General features: G+C 75.0%; 17 protein-coding genes. 11 read left to right on the top strand and 6 right to left on the bottom strand.

What is annotated here, in order from left to right; genetic code table 11:
* The first annotated feature begins 225 nt into the window (after positions 1–225).
* The gene (locus ACZCAH_RS05480) at positions 226–1,380 is read left to right on the top strand and encodes a DUF1611 domain-containing protein (RefSeq protein WP_464340109.1); all 1,155 of its coding nucleotides are present in this window, start codon (positions 226–228) and stop codon (positions 1,378–1,380) included.
* Positions 1,370–3,112 (top strand): ABC transporter transmembrane domain-containing protein, encoded by a 1,743-nt coding sequence (locus tag ACZCAH_RS05475; RefSeq protein WP_464340108.1) that lies wholly within the window; start codon positions 1,370–1,372, stop codon positions 3,110–3,112. The genes ACZCAH_RS05480 and ACZCAH_RS05475 overlap by 11 nt, the downstream gene beginning before the upstream one ends.
* Before the next feature lie 30 nt (positions 3,113–3,142).
* Here the strand turns inward: ACZCAH_RS05475 and ACZCAH_RS05470 are convergent, their stop codons facing one another.
* Positions 3,143–3,928, bottom strand: a complete 786-nt coding sequence (locus ACZCAH_RS05470) for a ferritin-like domain-containing protein (protein ID WP_329745651.1) — start codon at positions 3,926–3,928, stop codon at positions 3,143–3,145.
* 1 nt (position 3,929) lies between these two features.
* On the bottom strand, positions 3,930–4,889 hold the full coding sequence (locus tag ACZCAH_RS05465) for a serine/threonine-protein kinase (RefSeq protein WP_464340107.1): 960 nt from the start codon (positions 4,887–4,889) through the stop codon (positions 3,930–3,932).
* A 124-nt stretch (positions 4,890–5,013) separates the two neighbouring features.
* On the opposite strand from ACZCAH_RS05465, the gene ACZCAH_RS05460 reads away from it, so the two are divergent.
* From ACZCAH_RS05460 to ACZCAH_RS05445, 4 genes are read left to right on the top strand one after another with little or no spacing between them, the layout of a single operon-like run.
* Positions 5,014–6,771: a hypothetical protein gene (locus ACZCAH_RS05460; RefSeq protein ID WP_464340106.1), complete on the top strand. Its 1,758-nt coding sequence runs from the start codon at positions 5,014–5,016 to the stop codon at positions 6,769–6,771.
* Between the two features lie 44 nt (positions 6,772–6,815).
* Positions 6,816–7,328: a histidine kinase gene (locus ACZCAH_RS05455; protein ID WP_464340105.1), complete on the top strand. Its 513-nt coding sequence runs from the start codon at positions 6,816–6,818 to the stop codon at positions 7,326–7,328.
* Between the two features lie 40 nt (positions 7,329–7,368).
* Entirely contained in the window at positions 7,369–8,169 is an 801-nt protein-coding gene (locus tag ACZCAH_RS05450; protein ID WP_464340104.1) for a DUF4097 family beta strand repeat-containing protein, read from the top strand.
* Positions 8,170–8,209: 40 nt separating this feature from the next.
* On the top strand, positions 8,210–8,557 hold the full coding sequence (locus ACZCAH_RS05445) for a GNAT family N-acetyltransferase (protein WP_464340103.1): 348 nt from the start codon (positions 8,210–8,212) through the stop codon (positions 8,555–8,557).
* A 13-nt stretch (positions 8,558–8,570) separates the two neighbouring features.
* On the opposite strand, the gene ACZCAH_RS05440 is transcribed toward ACZCAH_RS05445, so the two are convergent.
* The 3 genes from ACZCAH_RS05440 to ACZCAH_RS05430 are packed head-to-tail and all read right to left on the bottom strand — an operon-like array spanning position 8,571 to position 11,282.
* On the bottom strand, positions 8,571–9,848 hold the full coding sequence (locus ACZCAH_RS05440) for a carbohydrate-binding domain-containing protein (RefSeq protein WP_464340102.1): 1,278 nt from the start codon (positions 9,846–9,848) through the stop codon (positions 8,571–8,573).
* 28 nt (positions 9,849–9,876) lie between these two features.
* Complete coding sequence (locus ACZCAH_RS05435; protein ID WP_464340101.1) at positions 9,877–10,647, bottom strand: polyphosphate polymerase domain-containing protein; 771 nt, start codon at positions 10,645–10,647, stop codon at positions 9,877–9,879.
* The gene (locus ACZCAH_RS05430; RefSeq protein ID WP_464340100.1) at positions 10,644–11,282 is read right to left on the bottom strand and encodes a DUF4956 domain-containing protein; all 639 of its coding nucleotides are present in this window, start codon (positions 11,280–11,282) and stop codon (positions 10,644–10,646) included. Before ACZCAH_RS05430 ends, ACZCAH_RS05435 begins: the two co-directional genes overlap by 4 nt.
* Positions 11,283–11,417: 135 nt before the next feature.
* Between ACZCAH_RS05430 and ACZCAH_RS05425 the strand changes: the two genes are divergently transcribed.
* The 5 genes from ACZCAH_RS05425 (at position 11,418) to ACZCAH_RS05405 (ending at position 16,088) form a co-directional block, all read left to right on the top strand.
* Positions 11,418–11,927, top strand: coding sequence for a mycothiol transferase (locus tag ACZCAH_RS05425; RefSeq protein ID WP_464340099.1), 510 nt, complete (start codon positions 11,418–11,420; stop codon positions 11,925–11,927).
* A 57-nt stretch (positions 11,928–11,984) separates the two neighbouring features.
* A complete protein-coding gene (gene dnaB / locus ACZCAH_RS05420) occupies positions 11,985–13,361 on the top strand; it encodes a replicative DNA helicase (protein WP_464340098.1) in 1,377 nt (458 codons plus the stop codon).
* Between the two features lie 72 nt (positions 13,362–13,433).
* Positions 13,434–14,723, top strand: a complete 1,290-nt coding sequence (locus ACZCAH_RS05415) for an MFS transporter (protein ID WP_464340097.1) — start codon at positions 13,434–13,436, stop codon at positions 14,721–14,723.
* A 7-nt stretch (positions 14,724–14,730) separates the two neighbouring features.
* Complete coding sequence (locus ACZCAH_RS05410) at positions 14,731–15,546, top strand: alpha/beta hydrolase (protein ID WP_464340096.1); 816 nt, start codon at positions 14,731–14,733, stop codon at positions 15,544–15,546.
* Positions 15,543–16,088 (top strand): hypothetical protein, encoded by a 546-nt coding sequence (locus ACZCAH_RS05405; protein ID WP_464340095.1) that lies wholly within the window; start codon positions 15,543–15,545, stop codon positions 16,086–16,088. Before ACZCAH_RS05410 ends, ACZCAH_RS05405 begins: the two co-directional genes overlap by 4 nt.
* 29 nt (positions 16,089–16,117) lie before the next feature.
* Here the strand turns inward: ACZCAH_RS05405 and ACZCAH_RS05400 are convergent, their stop codons facing one another.
* On the bottom strand, positions 16,118–17,356 hold the full coding sequence (locus ACZCAH_RS05400; RefSeq protein ID WP_464340094.1) for an alkaline phosphatase family protein: 1,239 nt from the start codon (positions 17,354–17,356) through the stop codon (positions 16,118–16,120).
* Positions 17,357–17,375 lie beyond the last annotated feature (19 nt).

Genomic DNA, 17,375 nt, shown 5'->3' with positions numbered 1-17,375 from the left:
CCCACCAGTAGCGGGGGGGGGGGGGGGGGGGGGGGGGGCGAAACACGCTCCCTCAGGCGCCGTAACCCGTGGCGCGGCCGGGAACCGCGCGGAGTCGGGCGGCGGCGGGCGGGGAAGTGGGCGGGAAGCGCGCCTGAGAGGCCTCTCATCCGCGCTTCATCGGCGGTTCATCGCCCCCCGCTTCACTGCTCATGTCCGTTCCCCAGACCTCACCAGGAGCACGCCATGACCCTCCTCGAGCACACCACCGCCCAGACCCCCGCCCCGGTCGAGACCGTCGTCTCCGCCCCGGAGCTGCGGGCTCGTCTGGAGCGGGCCAAGCACGCCTTCTCGACCCGCGCCGTCGCCTCGCACGTGCGCTCCGCGGAGGGGCTGCACCTGCTCACGGGCGACCACGTGCCGCAGGCCGGCGAGGTGGTCCTCGCCCGGGTCACCTCCCTCGGCCACCACAAGCGGATCGAGACGCCGGCCTCCCGGCGCGCGGTGCTCTTCGAGGGCGACGAGATCGTCGTCGCCTACGGCAGCCGGTACGCCGCCGACCAGTTCCTGGCGCTCGTCCCCGGCGATCTCGGCCCCGCGCATCTCGCGGCCGCGGGCGGCCTCGCCTCCCGCGTCGTCGAGCAGCACGCGAGGATCGGCGCGGCCACCGAGATCGAGCCGGTCGGCGTGCTCGCCGACGCCGATGGGCCGATCACCCTCGCCCGGGTCTCCGCCCACCGTCCCGTCCGCCAGGTGACCGACCGCGTCGACCGCCCCGCGCACCACGTGCCCGTGCTCGCCGTGCTCGGCACCTCGATGAACTCCGGCAAGTCGACGGTGCTCGCCGAGCTGGCCCACGGCCTCGCCGCCGCGGGCCTGCGGGTCGCTGCCGCGAAGGCCACCGGCACCGGTGCGGGCAACGACTACAACCTCTTCCTCGACGCCGGGGCGCACCGTGTCCTGGACTTCACCGACTTCGGCTACCCCTCGACCTTCGACGTCCCCTTCGACGAGGTGCGCGACCTGGTGTTCTCCCTCGCCGACGAGCTCGCGGGCGGTGCCGAGCGCCCCGACGTGGTGCTCCTCGAGATCGCCGACGGCCTGTACCAGGGCGAGACCTCCCGCCTCCTCGCCGATCCCGAGATGGACCGGGTCGTCGACGGCATCGTGTTCGCCGCGGGTGACGCCCTGGGGGCCGTCGGCGGGGCCTCCGTCCTCTCCTCGCTGGGCCACACACCCGTCGCCGTCTCGGGCGTGGTGACCAGCTCGCCGCTCGCGACGGCCGAGGCCCGCCGCGCCCTCGACGTGCCCGTGACGGCGACCTTCGACCTGGGCCGCGCCGACGTGGCCCGGGCCCTGCTCGCCGACGTCCTGGAGGGAGCCGGTGTCCGTGCGTCGTGACCGCGAGCGGACGCCCGAGCGGCTCCCCAACGGCCTGCTGCGCCACGCCCCGCCGCTGCCCCCGCTGCTGTGCGGGGCGCGACGGCGCTGGCTCGCGGTGCTGGTCCTGCTGGGCCTCGGGCAGGCGGCCCTGGGGGCGACGAGCGCCTGGGCGCTGGTGCGGATGCAGGCGGCCCCCGTCGGCGGCTCCCCGCTGCTGCTGCGCGCCCTGCTGCTGCTCGTGGCCGTCGCCCTCGCCGTCGGCGCGCTCAAGGTGCACGAGCGGGTGGTGGCCGAGAAGCTGGGTCAGGACTACGTCCACCAGCTGCGGCTGACCCTGGTCGGCGACGCGCTCACCCCGGGCCATTCCACGTCGCTCGGCGTGACCGTCGCCCGCACCACCAACGACCTCTCGGGCGTCCGCAACTGGGTGTCTCAGGGCATCGCGCCGCTGGTCGTGGCCGTCCCGCTGATCGGCGGCGGCCTCGCCACCCTCGCGGTGCTGCACCCGGCGCTGTCCCTCGCCATGGGCCTGCCGCTGGTGGTCCTCGGTGTGCTGATGCTGCCGTGGGCGCGCACCGCCCTGGTCAAGACCCGGCAGATGCGCCGCACCCGCGGGAAGCTCGCGACCCGCATCGCCGACACCGTCACCGCCTCCGACGGGATCCTCGCCGCAGGCGGGACCAAGCGCGAGCTGCGCAACCTGCGGGAGGCCTCCGGGAACCTGGTGGAGATCGCGGTGGACCGCGCCGAGACCGTCGGCACCATCCGTGCGGGCGGCATCGTCGCCTCCACCCTGACCACCCTGCTGGTCGCCGCGACCGGCACCTATCTCGGCCTCGCGCCGGGCGTGACGATGGCGGCGATGGCCGTGGCCGGTCTCGCCTCCACCCCCGTGCTCGAGCTGGGCCGCATCGTCGAGTACCGCCAGACCTACCGGGCGGCGCGCATGGTGCTGGGCCCCGCGCTCGCCGGAGCGCAGGCGCGACGCGAGCGGGCCGAGCGCCGCCGTCGGGCCTCCGCGGAGCTCCCGGCCCCCCACCCGGGCGCGGACGGCGAGGTGCTGGTCCACCTCGATCTGCCCGGCCTGACCGCGCCGGGAGAGCCGCTGCGCGCCCGCTCCCGCGACCGGATCCGCCTGGTCTCCGAGGACCCGGACTCCCCGCACGAGCTCGTGCGGCGCCTGTTCGAGCTGTCCCCCGGACCGGACTCCGACGAGCCCGACGCCGTGTGGGTCGGCGGCGAGAACCTGCGCCAGGTCTCCGCGAAGCGGGCCCGGGTGCTGGTGGGCGGCGCGAGCTCCGGCACCGTCTTCGAGCGGGGCACGGTGCGCCGGGCCCTGCACTACCGTCGGCCCGACCTCGACGCCGCCCACGACCGCGAGGTCCTCGCGCTCGTCGGGCTGGACCCAGGCACACTGCCCGAGGGGATGCGGACGAAGCTGCGCAGCGGCGGCGAGCCGCTGGGCCGCGCGGACCGCGCCCGGCTCGCGCTCGCCCGCGCCGTCTACGGGGCGCCGCCGCTGCTCGTGATCGACGGCCTCGAGGGCGATCTCGACGACGCCGGTCGGGCCATGCTCGAGCGGGTCCTGGCCGACTACCCGGGCGCGGTGGTGATGGTGTCCTCGCAGGCCCTCGCCGCGCGGCTGGGTGCTCGCGAGCACCGGCTGCCCCGCCTGGACGCCTCCGCGCGGCAGACCGTCGGCGTCGGCGGCCGCTCCGCAGCGGACCGGGACGAGGACGGGGAGGAGTGACGGGCCGCGCCGCGGAGCAGCGCGGCCCCCTCAGGCGATGCCGAGTCGCGCGAAGGCACTCCGGAAGATGGTCAGCCCCTCGAGCCCGGGAAGCTTCTGCACCCGCTTGTCGAGCTTGTCCAGTTCCCCGGACTGACCGGCGAAGAGGTGGCTCATGACGTGCTTGACCTCGGACTCGTCCATCATGCCGCTGCCCACGGGGCGCCACACCTTCGAGAGCACCAGGCGCACCAGGCGCTGCGCCCCCGTCGAGGCCTCGAGCTTCTCCCGCCCCTGCGTGGTGTAGAAGGCGACGTGCCGCGTCTCCTGCTGGGCGATGCGCTGCAGCAGCGGGGAGAGCGCCGGGTGGTCGGTGAGGGCGGAGAGCCGGCGGTAGGCGGCGACCGCGGAGAGCTCGTTGGCGGCGCCCCACACCATGTGCACGGCCACGAAGTCGGTGCCCACGAGGTTGCTCAGCGCCGACTGCTTGAGCGGCTCGATCGCGCCCTGCCAGCCGAGCTTGACCCGCTTGGCCTTCAGCTCGTCGTAGTCCACGACGATGCCGTGCCGGGCGAGGACCGCGGCGAGCGCCTCGCCGTGCCAGAACTCCTCGCGGTTCCACATGGTCATGAAGCCGCCGGCGGACTCCTCGCGGTGCGAAGGGGTCACCAGCAGGTCGCGCAGGAAGCACGAGGTGTGGAACTCGACATCGCACATGTAGCGCAGGGAGCGGAGGGTCTGCGCGTCCAGCGGCTGGGAGTCGAAGGTGTCGAAGTCGAGGTCCTCGTACTTCACGGGGACGGAGGTCTCGGCGAACTGGTCCAGGTCGAAGGCCATGTCACTCTCCGGGTCGGGGCAGGTCGTGGAGCCGAGGATCCGGCAGGTCGGGGCCCGGCAGGAGACGGGTGATCTCCCGTCGGGCGGTGCGCAGGGCGGCGCGATCGCGGACATCGACGCCGATCACGGCGATCGCGGCGGCGAGATCCCGGTCGACGATGCCGCCGCCGTCGAGCGGCGAGTCGAGGGAGAGCACGAGACGGGCCACGACGGCCTCGCGCCGGGAGCGGAGCACGCGGGTGCGGGCCTCGGCGGTGAAGAAGGCGACGGACTCCTCGTGCCGGTCGGCGACGGTCGCGACGACGCGCAGCGCCTCGCCGTCGAGCCGGCGGGCGACGGCGCGGAGGGCGCCCTGCAGCGAGGCCTCCTGGATCGCGAGCCGGGCCATGTGGCCCGCGGGCACCTCCTCGGCGACCAGCGCTGTCCACAGCGGGCCGAGCAGCGGCTGCACCCGGTCCACGTGGATCCTGCGCAGCACGTGCAGCGGCCGACGGGAGTGGTGCTCCTCCGGGTCCGCGGCGCGACCGCTCGCGGGGGCGGGGTCGCGGAGACCAGCCTCGCGGAACTCGGCGTCGAGCAGATCGCGCAGCGCCCTCGCCTGCCAGAAGCGGTCGACCATCCAGGTGGCGAGGAAGGCGGTGATGCGGGGCTCGCGGGCGGTCGCGGTCGCGAGCATCGCCCGCGACTCGGCGAGGGCGGAGGCCTCGAGGCGCTGCAGCACCCCGAGCGCGGTGCGCACCTCCGCCGGAAGGGCCGGGGCCGCGGCGATCGCCGCGGCGTCCACCGGGAGTCGCTCGGTGCCCCGGCGGGTGAAGGCGTCGACGTCGAAACCGGTGCGCACCACCGGGATGATCGATGCATCGAGGTGGAGGTGGCCGGCGCGGATCCCGGGGGAGGAGTCGCCGAAGGGAGCCGCCTCCTGAGGGGGCCGGCCCGACCGCAGGGTCGATCCGAGGGTCACTGCGCGCCTTTCACGGCCCGGGGGACGATGCCGGTGCCGCGCCTAGTGTACGGAGCCCGAGTCACCGGGAGCTGAGAGGAATCCGGCCACCGGATGTCCAGCGGGTGCTTGGTAGGTTGCCTTCGTGAATCTCTCGGACGCCGCCTCGCTCCCGCCGGGGGGCGGGGAGCGGGACGAGCCGCCGTCGCTGGACGCGCTGCGCCTCGCGCTGCGGCCGCCGTCGCTGCCGCTGCCGACCCCCGACGGGGTGCTCGGCGCGGCCTCGCGCGCCCACGACCTGCTGCATGCCGAGCGGCGCGAGGAGGCGGAGGCGCTGATCGAGCGCTTCCGGCGGCGCTCGGCCCCGCCCGAGACCCGGCTCCTGCTGCTGCGGGTGGCCCTGCGTGCGGCGCAGATCGCCGGCTCCGCGGAGCGCGTGCGGCAGGACGCCGCGGAGATCGTCTCCCTGCTGCGCCGCAGCGGCCGCCCCGCCCAGGCCGCGGCGACGGTCGAGGTGCTGCTCGAGCGGGGACCGGCCCGTCCTGAGGCCCGCTCTGCTCCGGCCGCGGGGCGTCACCGCGGCGAGCGGGCCGAGATCCCCGCGCCGGTGCTCGCGGTGGTCCGCGGCCTCGAGCTGACCTCTCTCGCTCCGCAGGGTCTGCCGGAGGGCGGCGACCCCCGTCGTGCCCTCGCCCGACTCCGCGCCGCCCTGCGCGCCCTGCCCGCGGCGCGCGACCAGCTGCTCGGCGATCCCGAGCCCGAGCTCCGCCTCCGCCTCGCGCAGACCCTCGCCGGCGCGGGCGACCACCGGGCCGCGACGACCGAGGCGCTGGACCTGCTCGAGCTGCTCGAGGCGGGGCCGACGGGGGAAGAGCCCGCGGACCCGCTGCGGATCGTGCCCTCCGCGCACGCCGTGCTCGCCCGCACCCTCGGCACCGAGCGCCCGCTGCTCGCCGCCGCGCACTCCCTCGGCGCCCTGCGGCTGATGGAGGAGGTCGACGACCCGCCGCTGCGCATCGGGCTGATCACCGACCTGCTGGTCGCCCTGATGGCGGCGGGCGCGACGGCGCAGGCCTCCTTCACGGCGGGGCGCCTGGCCTCGCTGCAGCGGACCCTCCCCTCGGACGCCCTGCGCACCGGACCGTTGCTCGCAGTCGCGGCCCAGCGGGTGCAGGCCGAGCGCTACGACGCGGCGCGGGTGCCCCTCGAGCAGGTGCGCCGCATCGCCCGCGAGTGCCGCGACCACCGCGCCGCGCTGGAGGTGGCGCGGCTCGCGGCGAGCATCCACGAGCGCACCGGCGAGCATGCGGCGTCCCTGCGGGAACTGCGGCGCCTCGCGTCCGAGGCGCGCTGGCTGGCCGACGACCTCGGCACCCCCGCCGCGGAGCGCGTCCCGCTGCTGGAGACGGAGCTGTCCGCCAACGCCCTCGCCCTGCGCCGCGCCCTCGACCTCGGCGATCGGACCCAGGTCGAGATCGCGGCGGCGGGCGTGCTGCGCCGCGCCCGGGAGGGCGGGGGCGGTCATCTGCTGCGCCCCGAGCTGCTCTGGGACCACGTGGTCGATGCCCGGGTGGGACTCTTCCTCGCCTCCGGTCGCTCCCTCGCGGAGAGCGGACCGGAGGGGGAGGACGCCGCCGACGCCACCGCCTACGAAGAGCGCCGGCAGGAGGCGCTCCGGGCCCTGGACGCGATGCCGGCGGGGCACGACGCCCGGGCCCGGTACTGGGGCGCGTACCTCGAGGACCGTCACGCCCACCTGCTCGCCGAGCGCGGCGAGGCGGGGCGCGCCCGACGGGCGGCGCGGCGCGCCCGCGACGGCTGGGCGCATCTCGGGCGTGATGAGGACGTGGCCCGCCTCGAGCAGCTCCTCACGGCTCTCGGCCCGGAGGACCCTGCCCACTGAGCCCGACCCTTGACGTGGTGCCACTATGGCGTCAGCATGGGGTCATGGAACTCCGCGCGCTCACCCGCACCGTCCAGGACCAGCTCACCGCGACCGCCGCCGTCGGCGACGAGCCCACTCGCCGCGCCGCCGAGCTGCTCGCCGTCTCCGTCGAGCCCGCGCTGCGGCTCGCCCTGCAGGACGCCCTCTCCCAGCTCGCCGGGGAGATCTCCGCGGAGATCGCCCCCGGCCGCGTGGACCTCGCCCTCCGCGGCGGCGAGCTCGACGTGCACGTCCATGCCCCGGAGCCGCCGTCGGCCCCCGTGCCGCCCGTCCCGCCGGCCCCGCCCGTGCCCCCCGCGCCCCCGGAGGTCGACGGCGCCACCGCCCGGGTCGCCTTCCGCCCGCCCCAGCACCTCAAGGACCGGCTCGAGCAGGCCGCCGCGGGGGAGGGGCTGAGCTTGAACACCTTCCTCGTGCGGGCCCTCACCGCCCATCTCGACGGCGGCGGAGCCTCCGGCGCGACCGGCCCGTCCACCTCCCGCAGCCACGGCCGCACCAGCGGCTGGTTCCTCTGAGCGCCGCGCCCTCGTCGCCCCAGCAGATCGGATCCCCGCCATGACCAGCCCCCTCGTCCATGAGTTTTCCGTCGACGGCCCGATCGACGTCACCGTCCAGAACATTCGCGGCGCCCTCGTCCTGCGCGCCGAGCACGGCACCGTCGCGCGGGTCGAGCTGACCCCGCACGGCGAGGCCGCCCGCGCCCTCGCCGAGCGGATGCGGATCCGCTGCGAGGACGGCCGGCTGCGCGTCGACGCCCCGGCCGACGAGGCCCGCAGCCTCGGCGGCGGTCTCAGCGGCCTGTTCCGCCCGGCCGGCGAGGACGGTGCCCCTCTCTCCGACCGGATCGCCGAGTCCGTGCGCTCGATGGTCCGCTCCGCCGAGGGGCTCACCGGCCAGCTCGACGTCACCGTCGTGGTCCCCGCCGGGTCCCGCGCCGTGCTCGACGACGGCGCGGGCGAGATCGCGGTGCACGGGGTGCTCGGCCGCCTCGAGGCCCGTACCGGTGCGGGGGACATTCGCGTCGAGCGCGGCGCCGAGGAGCGCACCCGGCTGAGCAGCGGCACCGGCGATCTGCAGGTGGGCGAGCTTTCGGGGGAGGCCTCCCTCAGCACCGGCGCGGGCGGCGTCCGCGTGCGCCGCGCCGTCCAGGGCCGCCTCACCGCCCGCAGCGGCCTCGGGGACGTGGAGATCTCCGTCGCCCCCGGCACCGCGGCGCGGCTCGACCTCGCCACCGGCTTCGGGGAGCGGGACGTGCGCCTGACCCCCGTGGAGGGCGCGGGCGACGCCGAGCGCACCCTCGAGGTCGAGGCCCGCACCGGCAAGGGGGACGTGCGCGTGATGCGCGCCGAGGGGTGATCCCCGTACCGTGGAGGCAGCGGCCGGAAGGAGCCCCGCCATGACCACGGACCCCGCCGAGAGCCTCGAGGACCCCGAGACCCACACCCATGACCCCCGCGCCCGGATCGGGGTGCGGGACAACGCCGTGGCCAGCCGCTATGAGGCGATCCGTGAGGATCAGACCGTCGGCATCATGATCTACGAGCGGCGCCGACGTCGCATCGAGCTGGTCCACACCGTCACCGACCCCGCCCACCGCGGGGAGGGCGTCGCCTCCGTGCTGGTGCGGACCGCGCTCGCCGAGGCGCGCGCGGCCCGCCTGTCCGTCGTCGTCATCTGCCCCTTCGTGGAGAGCTGGCTGCAGCGCCACCCGGAGCAGGCCGCCGGGGTGGTCATCCCCGACTGACCGACCTGGTTGGTCAGCCGCGGGGCCCGCCGCCCATCCCGCCGCCCATGCCGCCCGCGGACAGCTCCTCGGCGGAGGTGACCTCCGTCCCGTTGGCGGTGAGGGTCGTGCCGTCGAGGGTCACCTCCCCGTTCGCGTCCACGGCCGAGTCGCCGCCGTTGTCCGCGCTGGTGATCGCCACCTCGCCGCCGGTCAGCGAGATCGAGCCGTTGGAGTCGAGGCCGTCGAAATCGGCGTCGACGGTGACGGTGCCGCCGGTGATCGACAGCGACGATCCGTCGTCCGCCTCGCGGCTCTGATCGGCGCCGGCGCCGTTCCCGTCCGTCGAGTCCGCGCTGTCCGCGGCGGTCGCGTTCAGGCCGTCGTCGGAGGCGGTGATGTCGAGCGTCCCGCCGCTGATCAGGATGTCCTGCGCCTCGACGCCCTCGACGGACTGCGCGATGGTGACCGCTCCGTCGAGGATCTCCACGGCCTTCTCCGCATCGATGCCATCGTCGCCGGCGTCGATCGCGAGGGTGCCCGCGGTGATCAGCACCCAGCCGCGGTCGGCGTCCTCGGCATTGTCGGACTTCACGGCGTCGCCGCCGCTGGTCAGGTCGAGGCTGCCGCCGGAGATGGTCACGTAGTCCTTGCCGCGCACCGCGTCGTCGACCGCGGTCACGGTCAGGTCCCCGGAGAGGATCGCGAGGCCGTCCGAGGACGAGATGCCGTCGTTGGTGCTGCCGGTGACGGTCAGCGCGCCCGGGCCGGCGATCGTGAGGTCCGCGGCCGAGGCGATCGCCGCGACGGGGGTCGAGTCGTCGGTGACCTCGTAGCCGGAGCCGTCGGTGACGCTGTTCGAGCTCCCCTCCTCGAGGGCGAGGGTGACCTCGTCGGCGCTGGTCACGGCGATACCGGGACCGGTGCTCGAGGTGATCGAGGCGCCGTCGAGGATGATCGTGACGGTCTCGTCGTCGCCGGCCGCGATGATCAGCTGGCCGTCCTCGAGCGTGCCCGAGACGCGGTACACGCCGCCCTCGGTGATCGTCACGCTCTCGCCGGTGAGCTCGATCGTCTGCTCCTCCGCGGCGTCCCAGGTGAGGTCGTCCTCGTCGACGTGGGTGTCGAGGCTGGTCAGGTCGGCGGCTGCGGTCACGGTGGTCGCCTCGGCGGTCGAGGTCGCGGTATCGGTGGTGCCGGTGACGGCGGTTGCCGCGCCGCAGGCGGCCAGGGCGAGGGTCGCCGCACCGGCGGCGAGGGTCGCGCTCAGGCGGCGCAGGGATCGGCGCTTCGGGGTGCGGGTGGAGGTCATGGCGGGATCCTTTCGAGAGGGGCGGATCTCAGGCGGCCGGGTGGAGCCGGCCGGTGGTGCGGTGCCAGCGGTTCGCGGGCAGCGCGGGGTCGAGCAGGGCGAGGCCGGTGGCGAACTTGGACAGGCGCTGGGGGCGGTGGCCGCGGCGCCACAGGGCGCGGTCGAAGCTCGAGGGGCGGGTGCCCGCCTTGGTCTCCACGACCACCTGGCCGGCGAGGCGGCGCGTCTGCCCCTCGGGGCCGGTCCACACGAGGTCCTCGTCGAGGGTGAGGCGAGCATCCTCCGCCTCCAGCAGCACGGTCGCGCGGTCGTAGGTGGTAGTGAGCACGGGGTGCAGGCGGCCGACAGGGACCGGGCAGTCCGCTGCGGCGAGCAGGTGGCGCACCTCATCGAGGGCGGGGCCGTCCAGCGGATCGGTGAGCGGGTCCGCATCGTCCCGGCCGGGGTCGAGGGCGATCCGCACCTTGGCGGACTCGCCGCGGCCGGTGCGGGTCTTCACCTCGAGGAAGGACGCTCCGGAGTCCACGTAGACCCGGCGGCGCACCTTCCAGCGGCGGCGCCGGCCGGTGGCCGCGGCCCGGTAAGAGGCGAGGTCGACGGTGTCGTAGTAGAGGGACAGGTAGGCCTGGCGGCGGCGGCCGTCGATCTCGAGGGCCCGCAGGGCGGCGGGGGAGGCGGCGAGCAGCTCCTCAACCTCCTCGCGGGGCACGAGGTACTTGCGGTCGGTGCGGGTCAGGAGGGCGGCGCGCTCGGTGATCTCCTCGAGGGACACCGCGGGCAGTGTGTCGAGGACGCTCATCGGCTCATCGCCTCCGCCGGGCTGCCCTGCACGGAGATCTCGGCCGCGGTACGCACGATCGGGGCCGCCTCGAGCGGTGCGGTGCGGCGCCCCTGGCGGACCCGGTAACGGACGTCGACCACGGTCGTGTCGGACACGGTGTCCAGGCGCTGCACGCTCAGGGTGGTGACGTCGGCGGCGAGCGTCTCCTCGAGGTGGGCGCGCAGCGTCGGCTCGTCGGCGATCGCCCGGTCGACGACCACCACCTGACGGCGGTGGGCTCCCAGCAGCGCGGGATGGTCGACGATCGCCATGGTCGCCACGATCAGGACCATGAAGCCGATCGCGAGGGCGCTCGGGGTGGTGGAGAGCCCGGCGACGAGGCCCAGGGCGAGCACCGCGAAGTAGTAGGCGATCTCGTGCTGGGCCAGCTCGTCCGAGCGCAGGCGGATGATCGAGAGAACCCCGAACAGGCCCAGGCCCAGGCCTGCGGAGACCGCGGAGCCGGCGAGCAGCGCGGCGACGGCGAGCACGCCCACGTTGATGCCGAGGAAGGCGACGACGAGGTCGCGGCGGCGGTGGCGCGGCCAGTACACGCCGAGGGTCAGGGCGAGGACGGCGGCGAGGTCGAGGGCGTACAGGAGATAGACGGACATGGGGTGCTCCTCGGGGGTGGGTGATGATGGGAGCAACCCTCCGGCCCGCACCTATGCATCGCCTATGTCCGCCCTGTCGTCGATGTATGTGAGGTGAACGGCAGGCGATGCCCGGGAGAGGGCTAGCCTGCGGGGATGGACGCCCTCGATCTGCTCCGCGACCTCGCAGCCCGACCCCGCCACGCCGCCTCCACCCTCGCCGACCAGCTGGACCCGGCGACGCTGAACGCCCACCCGGGGAACCATCCGAACTCCGTCGCCTGGCTGATCTGGCACACCGGGCGGGAGATCGACGCGCAGCTCGCCGCCCTCACCGGCGCGGACGAGGTGTGGGAGAGCGGCGGGTTCGCGGAGCGGACCGGGCTCGGGGCCCTCGGGGCCGGCATCGGCTACGGCCACAGCGATGCCGAGGCGCGCCGCATCCGCGTGGACGGCGCCGGGCCGCTGCTCGACTACCTCACCGCGTGCTTCGACGCCGTCGACTCAGCGCTCGACGGCCTCGCGCCCGAGGCGCTGGACGAGATCGTCGACGACCAGTGGGAGCCGCCCGTCACCCGCGGGGCGCGCCTGGTGAGCATCCTCGACGACGCCATCCAGCACCTCGCCCAGGCCGCCTACCTGCTGGGGATGCCGGAGCTGCGCTGAGTCCACAGCGGGGGCTCCGCGTCCCCGACCGTCGGCGGAGCTTCCTACACTGGTCTGGTGACCTCCACCGAAGCCTTCGAAGCCGGATCCGACCGCGGTCTGGAGCGCACCCCGCCGCAGGACCTCGCCGCGGAGCGGGGCGTGCTCGGCGGCATGATGCTCTCCAAGGATGCGATCGCCGACGTGGTCGAGACCGTGCGAGGCAACGACTTCTACCGACCTGCGCACGAGATGATCTACGAGGCGATCATCGACCTCTACGGCCGCGGCGAGCCGGCGGACCTGGTGACCGTCTCCGACGAGCTCTCCAAGCGCGGCGAGCTGCAGCGCGTGGGCGGCGGCGCCTATCTCGCCGACCTCATCGACATGGTCCCCACCGCGGCGAACGCCGGCTTCTACGCCGAGATCGTCGTCGAGCGGGCGACGCTGCGGCGCCTCGTCGAGGCGGGCACCCGCATCGTCCAGCTCGGCTATGCGGCCGACGGCGGCGAGGTCGACGAGGTCATCAACGAGGCCCAGGCCCAGGTGTACGCGGTCACCGAGCGCGGCTCCTCGGAGGACTTCGTGGCCCTCGGCGAGGTGATCGACGAGACCCTCAACCAGATCGAGGCGACCCAGAACCGCGGCGGCCAGGTCACGGGTGTCCCCACCGGTTTCGCCCAGTTCGACGAGCTCACCCAGGGCCTCCACTCGGGGCAGATGATCATCTTCGCCGGCCGTCCCGCGATGGGCAAGACGACGCTCGGCATGGACGTGCTGCGCTCCGCCTCGATCCACAACGGCATGGCCTCGGTGATCTTCTCCCTCGAGATGGACAAGACCGAGATCACGATGCGCCTGCTCTCGGCCGAGTCGCAGGTGCCGATGCACCGCATGCGCGACGGGTCGATGGACGACCGCGACTGGCAGGCGATGGCGCGCGCGATGGGCCGCATCGCCGACGCCCCGCTGTTCATGGACGACTCCGCGAACATGTCGCTCATGGAGATCCGCGCGAAGTGCCGCCGGCTCAAGCAGAAGCACGACCTCAAGCTCGTGGTCATCGACTACCTGCAGCTGATGAGCTCGGGCAAGAAGGTCGAGTCCCGCCAGCAGGAGGTCTCCGAGTTCTCCCGCGCCCTGAAGCTCCTCGCCAAGGAGATCGAGGTGCCGGTGATCGCGATCTCCCAGCTGAACCGTGGCAGCGAGCAGCGCCAGGACAAGACCCCGATGATGTCCGACCTGCGCGAATCGGGCTCGATCGAGCAGGACGCCGACCTCATCGTGCTGATCCACCGCGAGGACTACTACGAGAAGGAGTCCGCCCGCGCGGGCGAGGCGGATCTCATCGTCGCCAAGCACCGCAACGGCGCGACCGCCACGGTCTCCGTCTCCTTCGAGGGCCAGTACTCACGCTTCCGCGACATGGCCGGGGCGGGCGGCTTCAGCGGCTGAGGCCGGGGTGAGATCGGCGTCAGCGGGCGGGACGGGCTGGCCGTCCGCGGCGCGGAGGCGTAGAAGGGACGGGTGAGCACTCCTCCCTCCCGGCCCGACGCCCCCGTCGCGGCGCCCGAGCCCGCCGCCTCCCCGACCGCTCCCGCCCGCGCGGCCGCCGTCGGCGGAGGACTGGCGATCCTCGCGGTGCTGGTGCTGGCCGTGAACCTGCGCCCCGGGGCGACCTCCGTGGGACCGCTCATGGAGCAGGTCGTCGGCGCCTACGGTCAGGGCGCGGCCGCGGCGGGCCTGCTCACCGCGCTGCCCTGCCTCGCCTTCGGCGTGCTCGGCATCGCCGCGGTCCCGATCTCGCGCCGCGTGGGCCTCACCGGCACCGTGCTCGCCTCCTTCGTGCTGGTCGGGATCGGGCTGCTGCTGCGTCCGACGGTCGGCTCCTTCGCGCTCTTCCTCGCCCTGTCGATGCTCGCCCTGCTGGGCCCCGCCCTCGGCAACGTGCTGGTCCCCGCCTGGATCAAGCTCCACGGCGGCCGCCGCGTCGTTCTGCTGATGACCCTCTACTCGGTGGTGCTCGCCGTCGGCGGCACGGCCGGAGCCGGCCTGGCCGTCCCGCTCGCGGGGGACGGGGCGGACGGCTGGCGGGTGTCCATGCAGCTGTGGGGGATGCTCGTCGCCGTACCGGTGGTGGTGTGGGCGCTCGTGCTGCGCCGCACCGGGCACGACTTCCCGCCCGCCCCTCCCGAGGGGGCGCTGCGCGGCTCCCTGCTCCGCTCGCCCACCGCGATCTCCCTCGCGGTCATGTTCGCCCTGCAGGCCACCAACGCCTACACCCAGTTCGGGATGCTCCCGCAGATCCTCACCGAGAGCGGGGTGAGCCCTGCCCACGCCGGCCTCACGGTCGCCCTGATCTCCGCCTGGGGGATCCTGGCCGGTCTGATCATGCCCGCCGTCATCGCCCGCGCCCCGGGGCTGCCCTGGATCGTCGGCGCCTTCGGGGTGCTCACGGCGGCCGGCTACCTGGGACTGTGGCTCCTGCCCGGGGTCTCCCCGCTGGTGTGGGCCTGCGTGCTGGGCGTCGGCGGCTTCGCCTTCCCCACGGCGATCGCGCTGATCCCCGCGCGCTCCCGCTCCGCCCTCGTCACCGCCCGGCTCTCGGGCATGGTCCAGCCGCTCGGCTACATCCTCGCCGCGATCGGCCCGATCCTGGCCGGGGCCCTGCTGGACATGACCGACTCGGTCCCGGTCGTGCTCGGGTTCCTCGCGCTGACCGGGCTCGGGCTGGCCGTGGCCGGTTTCCGCGCGGCGCTGCCCCGGATGGTCGACGACGAGATCGTCCCGGCCGCCTCCACGACCTCCGTGGGATGATGCGCCCATGAGTTTCCTGCGCGCGCTGAGCGTCCTGGCCTCCCAGCGCCCGACCCGTCCGCCGCGGGCCGTGGCCTCCCCGGATCGCGTGACCCGGCACCGGTACGAGTCGGTGCCGGTCACCTGGATCAACGAGCACCTCGCGGAGCGCGGGGTCCTCGTGCACCTGCACGGCGGAGCCTTCGTGCTCGGGGAGTCCCGCGAGCACTGGGAGTGGCTCGAGGAGGTGGGGCGCCGTGCGGGCGCCGCGGTCGCGATGGTCCACTACCGCCTCGCCCCCCGGTTCCCGTATCCCGCCGCGATCGACGACGTGCTGCACGCGCTCGACGGGCTAGGCGCGGCCGCGCGCCTCCGTCCCGGTCGCTGGGTCCTCTCGGGCGACAGCTCCGGCGGCGGCCTCGCACTCGCGGTCGCCCAGTCCCTCGCCGCTCAGGGCGGCGACGAGCCCGCCCTGCTGCTGCTCGAATCGCCCTGGGTCGACCTCGCCGCGCATCTGGACGACGAGACCGACCTCGGCACGGCGGTCCGTCTCTACGCGGGTGCCGTCCCCGTCGACTCCCCGCGGCTCAGCCCCCTGCAGGGCGAGCTCGCGGGGCTCCCGCCCGTGCACCTGGTCACCGGCGGGCAGGATCGCGAGCTGGGCGGGGAGTCGCGCGAGCTCGCGGCCCGGCTGCGCGGCGCGGGGGTCCCGCTCGAGGAGACGGTGCTGCCCGGCGAGGGACACCTCCCTGCGATCTCCGGGCGCGGGCCGGCCTCCCAGGAGGCCCGCCGGTCCCAGATCGAGGCGGTGCGCCGCGCGCTGACCGCGCCCGCCGTGGCATGAGCGCGCGTCCCGTGCTGTGGGACGGGCGTTCCGCGGCCCGCGCCGAAGCCCGTCGGTTGCTGTCCCACGCTCCGGTCGACGGGGCGCTGCGCCTCGTCATCCAGCAGCTGCGCCTGCAGGAGCAGGGGTCGGAGGTCGGCCGTCACGAGCTGATTGACCTGGTCCTCGACGTCGGCGGGAACCTGGTGGCCCTCCACGTCCGCGACATGCTGCGCGAGGGCACCGCGGGCCCGGCCGGGCTCGACGCGATGCTCGACGTGCTGCGGGCCGACGTCACCGCGGATCTCGGGACGGAGCCCGACAGCCTCGAGCTGGTGGTGGACGCCGATGGTGAGGTCCGCGTGCTGGTGGTGCTCGAGTGCGAGGTGACGCCTGCGGAGATCGAGGCGGATCCGCGCCATCCCGCCCTGCACGGCGGGGCCTACCACATCGCGCAGGACGCCCCCGGCCTGGAGGACCTCCGCGACCGGCTCGCCGCCCCGCGGCAGGGAGTGCTGGCCCGCCTGGTCGACACGGTCCGGGAGCGGCTGGGCCGCGGCTGAGCGCACGGCGCTCCCTGCGCGCCCTGCTTCTACCCCGAACTCGCGGCAACCATCCCGGCGGCGCTCGCCCCGTCGAGCACCAGGCCCATCGCCCGGGCGAGGGTGACCCCGAGATCGGCCCATGACCCGGTGGCCGGGGCGCCCGCGAGCCCGGGCCCGCCGGCGAGGGCGGTGGTGGCGGCCGACGGGTCGCTCACGGCCCGCGGGCCCGCGTAGTACGGGTCGTCCCCGTCGACCAGCGGCCGATGGGTCGCCGAGAGGCCGAACACGGTGCCCGGTGATCCCTCGAGCACCGCGATCACATCGGTGCGCGCGGTCGCGCCGACACCGTCCTCGACGGTGCGCAGCGTGATCCGGGAGCGGCCGTCCCGCGCGGCCGACTCGACCAGGCCCGACAGCTCCTCGAGAGCGGCGATCCGCACGGCGGAGCCCTCCTCCCGCGGCACGTGGACCACGCCGCGCGGACCGTCGGGCCAGACCAGCGCCCGGAAGGTCTCCAGGTGCGTTCCCTCGGTGCGCACCAGTCCCTTCGCGGCGAGGACCGCGTTGGGGTGGACCAGCAGGCACGGTGGCACCAGGGGGCGACCGGGGAGCAGCAGCACGCGGTCCTCGGCGGCGGGGGCGAAGGCCGCGAGCACCCGCTGCGCGCTCTCGAGGGTGTCGCCGAGGGCCCGGACGGCCGCGCGGGACTCGGGGCCGTCCTCGCGCCGCTGCGTCCCGAGACCGGTCAGGCGCACCGCGAGCAGGTCGACCTGCTCCCGGGCGCAGGTCTCCTCGGTGATCTCGACGACCAGGGCGTCGTGCGGGACCTGGGAGAGGTGCACCCCGGCCGCGCGGCGCGGCGCGAGGTGGTCGTGCACCATCCGCTCGCTGCTCGTGCGCTCGGTCATCTCCCAGCGGTTGCGGAAGTGGCGCAGGTCCTCGACGAGCGGGAGGCAGAGGGCGATCTCGGCGCCTGCGGTCGCGGGCCATTGCAGCGCGGCGGCGGATCCCCCCGCGGCGGCGACCGCGTCGAAGAGGGTGGGGGCGGTGAGGGAGCGGGCGTACCAGGTGGGGCGCTCGGCGGGGCGGTCGGGCCGGAAGGGGTGCTCGGTGGCGATCCCGGTGCGGGCCACCGAGGCCCCCGTGATCAGGCTGGTCAGCGCGGGTGCGGGCTCCGACGGGCCGCCGGGGCGCAGCTCCAGGGGGGTGGCGCCGTCCAGGAGAGGGGAGAGCTCCGCGCCGCTCGCGCCGTCGATGGCGAGCAGCAGGGTACGGCCCGGTCGCATGGTGCCTCCCCTCGTCGTC

Source organism: Brachybacterium sp. B718/18 (genome assembly GCF_055454375.1).
This window is presented reverse-complemented; position numbering and strand designations above follow the sequence as displayed.

Coding starts and splice junctions, on each gene's coding strand:
- ACZCAH_RS05480 (WP_464340109.1), top strand. CDS start 226: ATGACCCTCCTCGAGCACACCACCGCCCAGACCCCCGCCCCGGTCGAG.
- ACZCAH_RS05470 (WP_329745651.1), bottom strand. CDS start 3,928: ATGGCCTTCGACCTGGACCAGTTCGCCGAGACCTCCGTCCCCGTGAAG.
- ACZCAH_RS05455 (WP_464340105.1), top strand. CDS start 6,816: ATGGAACTCCGCGCGCTCACCCGCACCGTCCAGGACCAGCTCACCGCG.
- ACZCAH_RS05450 (WP_464340104.1), top strand. CDS start 7,369: ATGACCAGCCCCCTCGTCCATGAGTTTTCCGTCGACGGCCCGATCGAC.
- ACZCAH_RS05445 (WP_464340103.1), top strand. CDS start 8,210: ATGACCACGGACCCCGCCGAGAGCCTCGAGGACCCCGAGACCCACACC.
- ACZCAH_RS05440 (WP_464340102.1), bottom strand. CDS start 9,848: ATGACCTCCACCCGCACCCCGAAGCGCCGATCCCTGCGCCGCCTGAGC.
- ACZCAH_RS05435 (WP_464340101.1), bottom strand. CDS start 10,647: ATGAGCGTCCTCGACACACTGCCCGCGGTGTCCCTCGAGGAGATCACC.
- ACZCAH_RS05430 (WP_464340100.1), bottom strand. CDS start 11,282: ATGTCCGTCTATCTCCTGTACGCCCTCGACCTCGCCGCCGTCCTCGCC.
- ACZCAH_RS05425 (WP_464340099.1), top strand. CDS start 11,418: ATGGACGCCCTCGATCTGCTCCGCGACCTCGCAGCCCGACCCCGCCAC.
- ACZCAH_RS05410 (WP_464340096.1), top strand. CDS start 14,731: ATGAGTTTCCTGCGCGCGCTGAGCGTCCTGGCCTCCCAGCGCCCGACC.
- ACZCAH_RS05405 (WP_464340095.1), top strand. CDS start 15,543: ATGAGCGCGCGTCCCGTGCTGTGGGACGGGCGTTCCGCGGCCCGCGCC.
- ACZCAH_RS05400 (WP_464340094.1), bottom strand. CDS start 17,356: ATGCGACCGGGCCGTACCCTGCTGCTCGCCATCGACGGCGCGAGCGGC.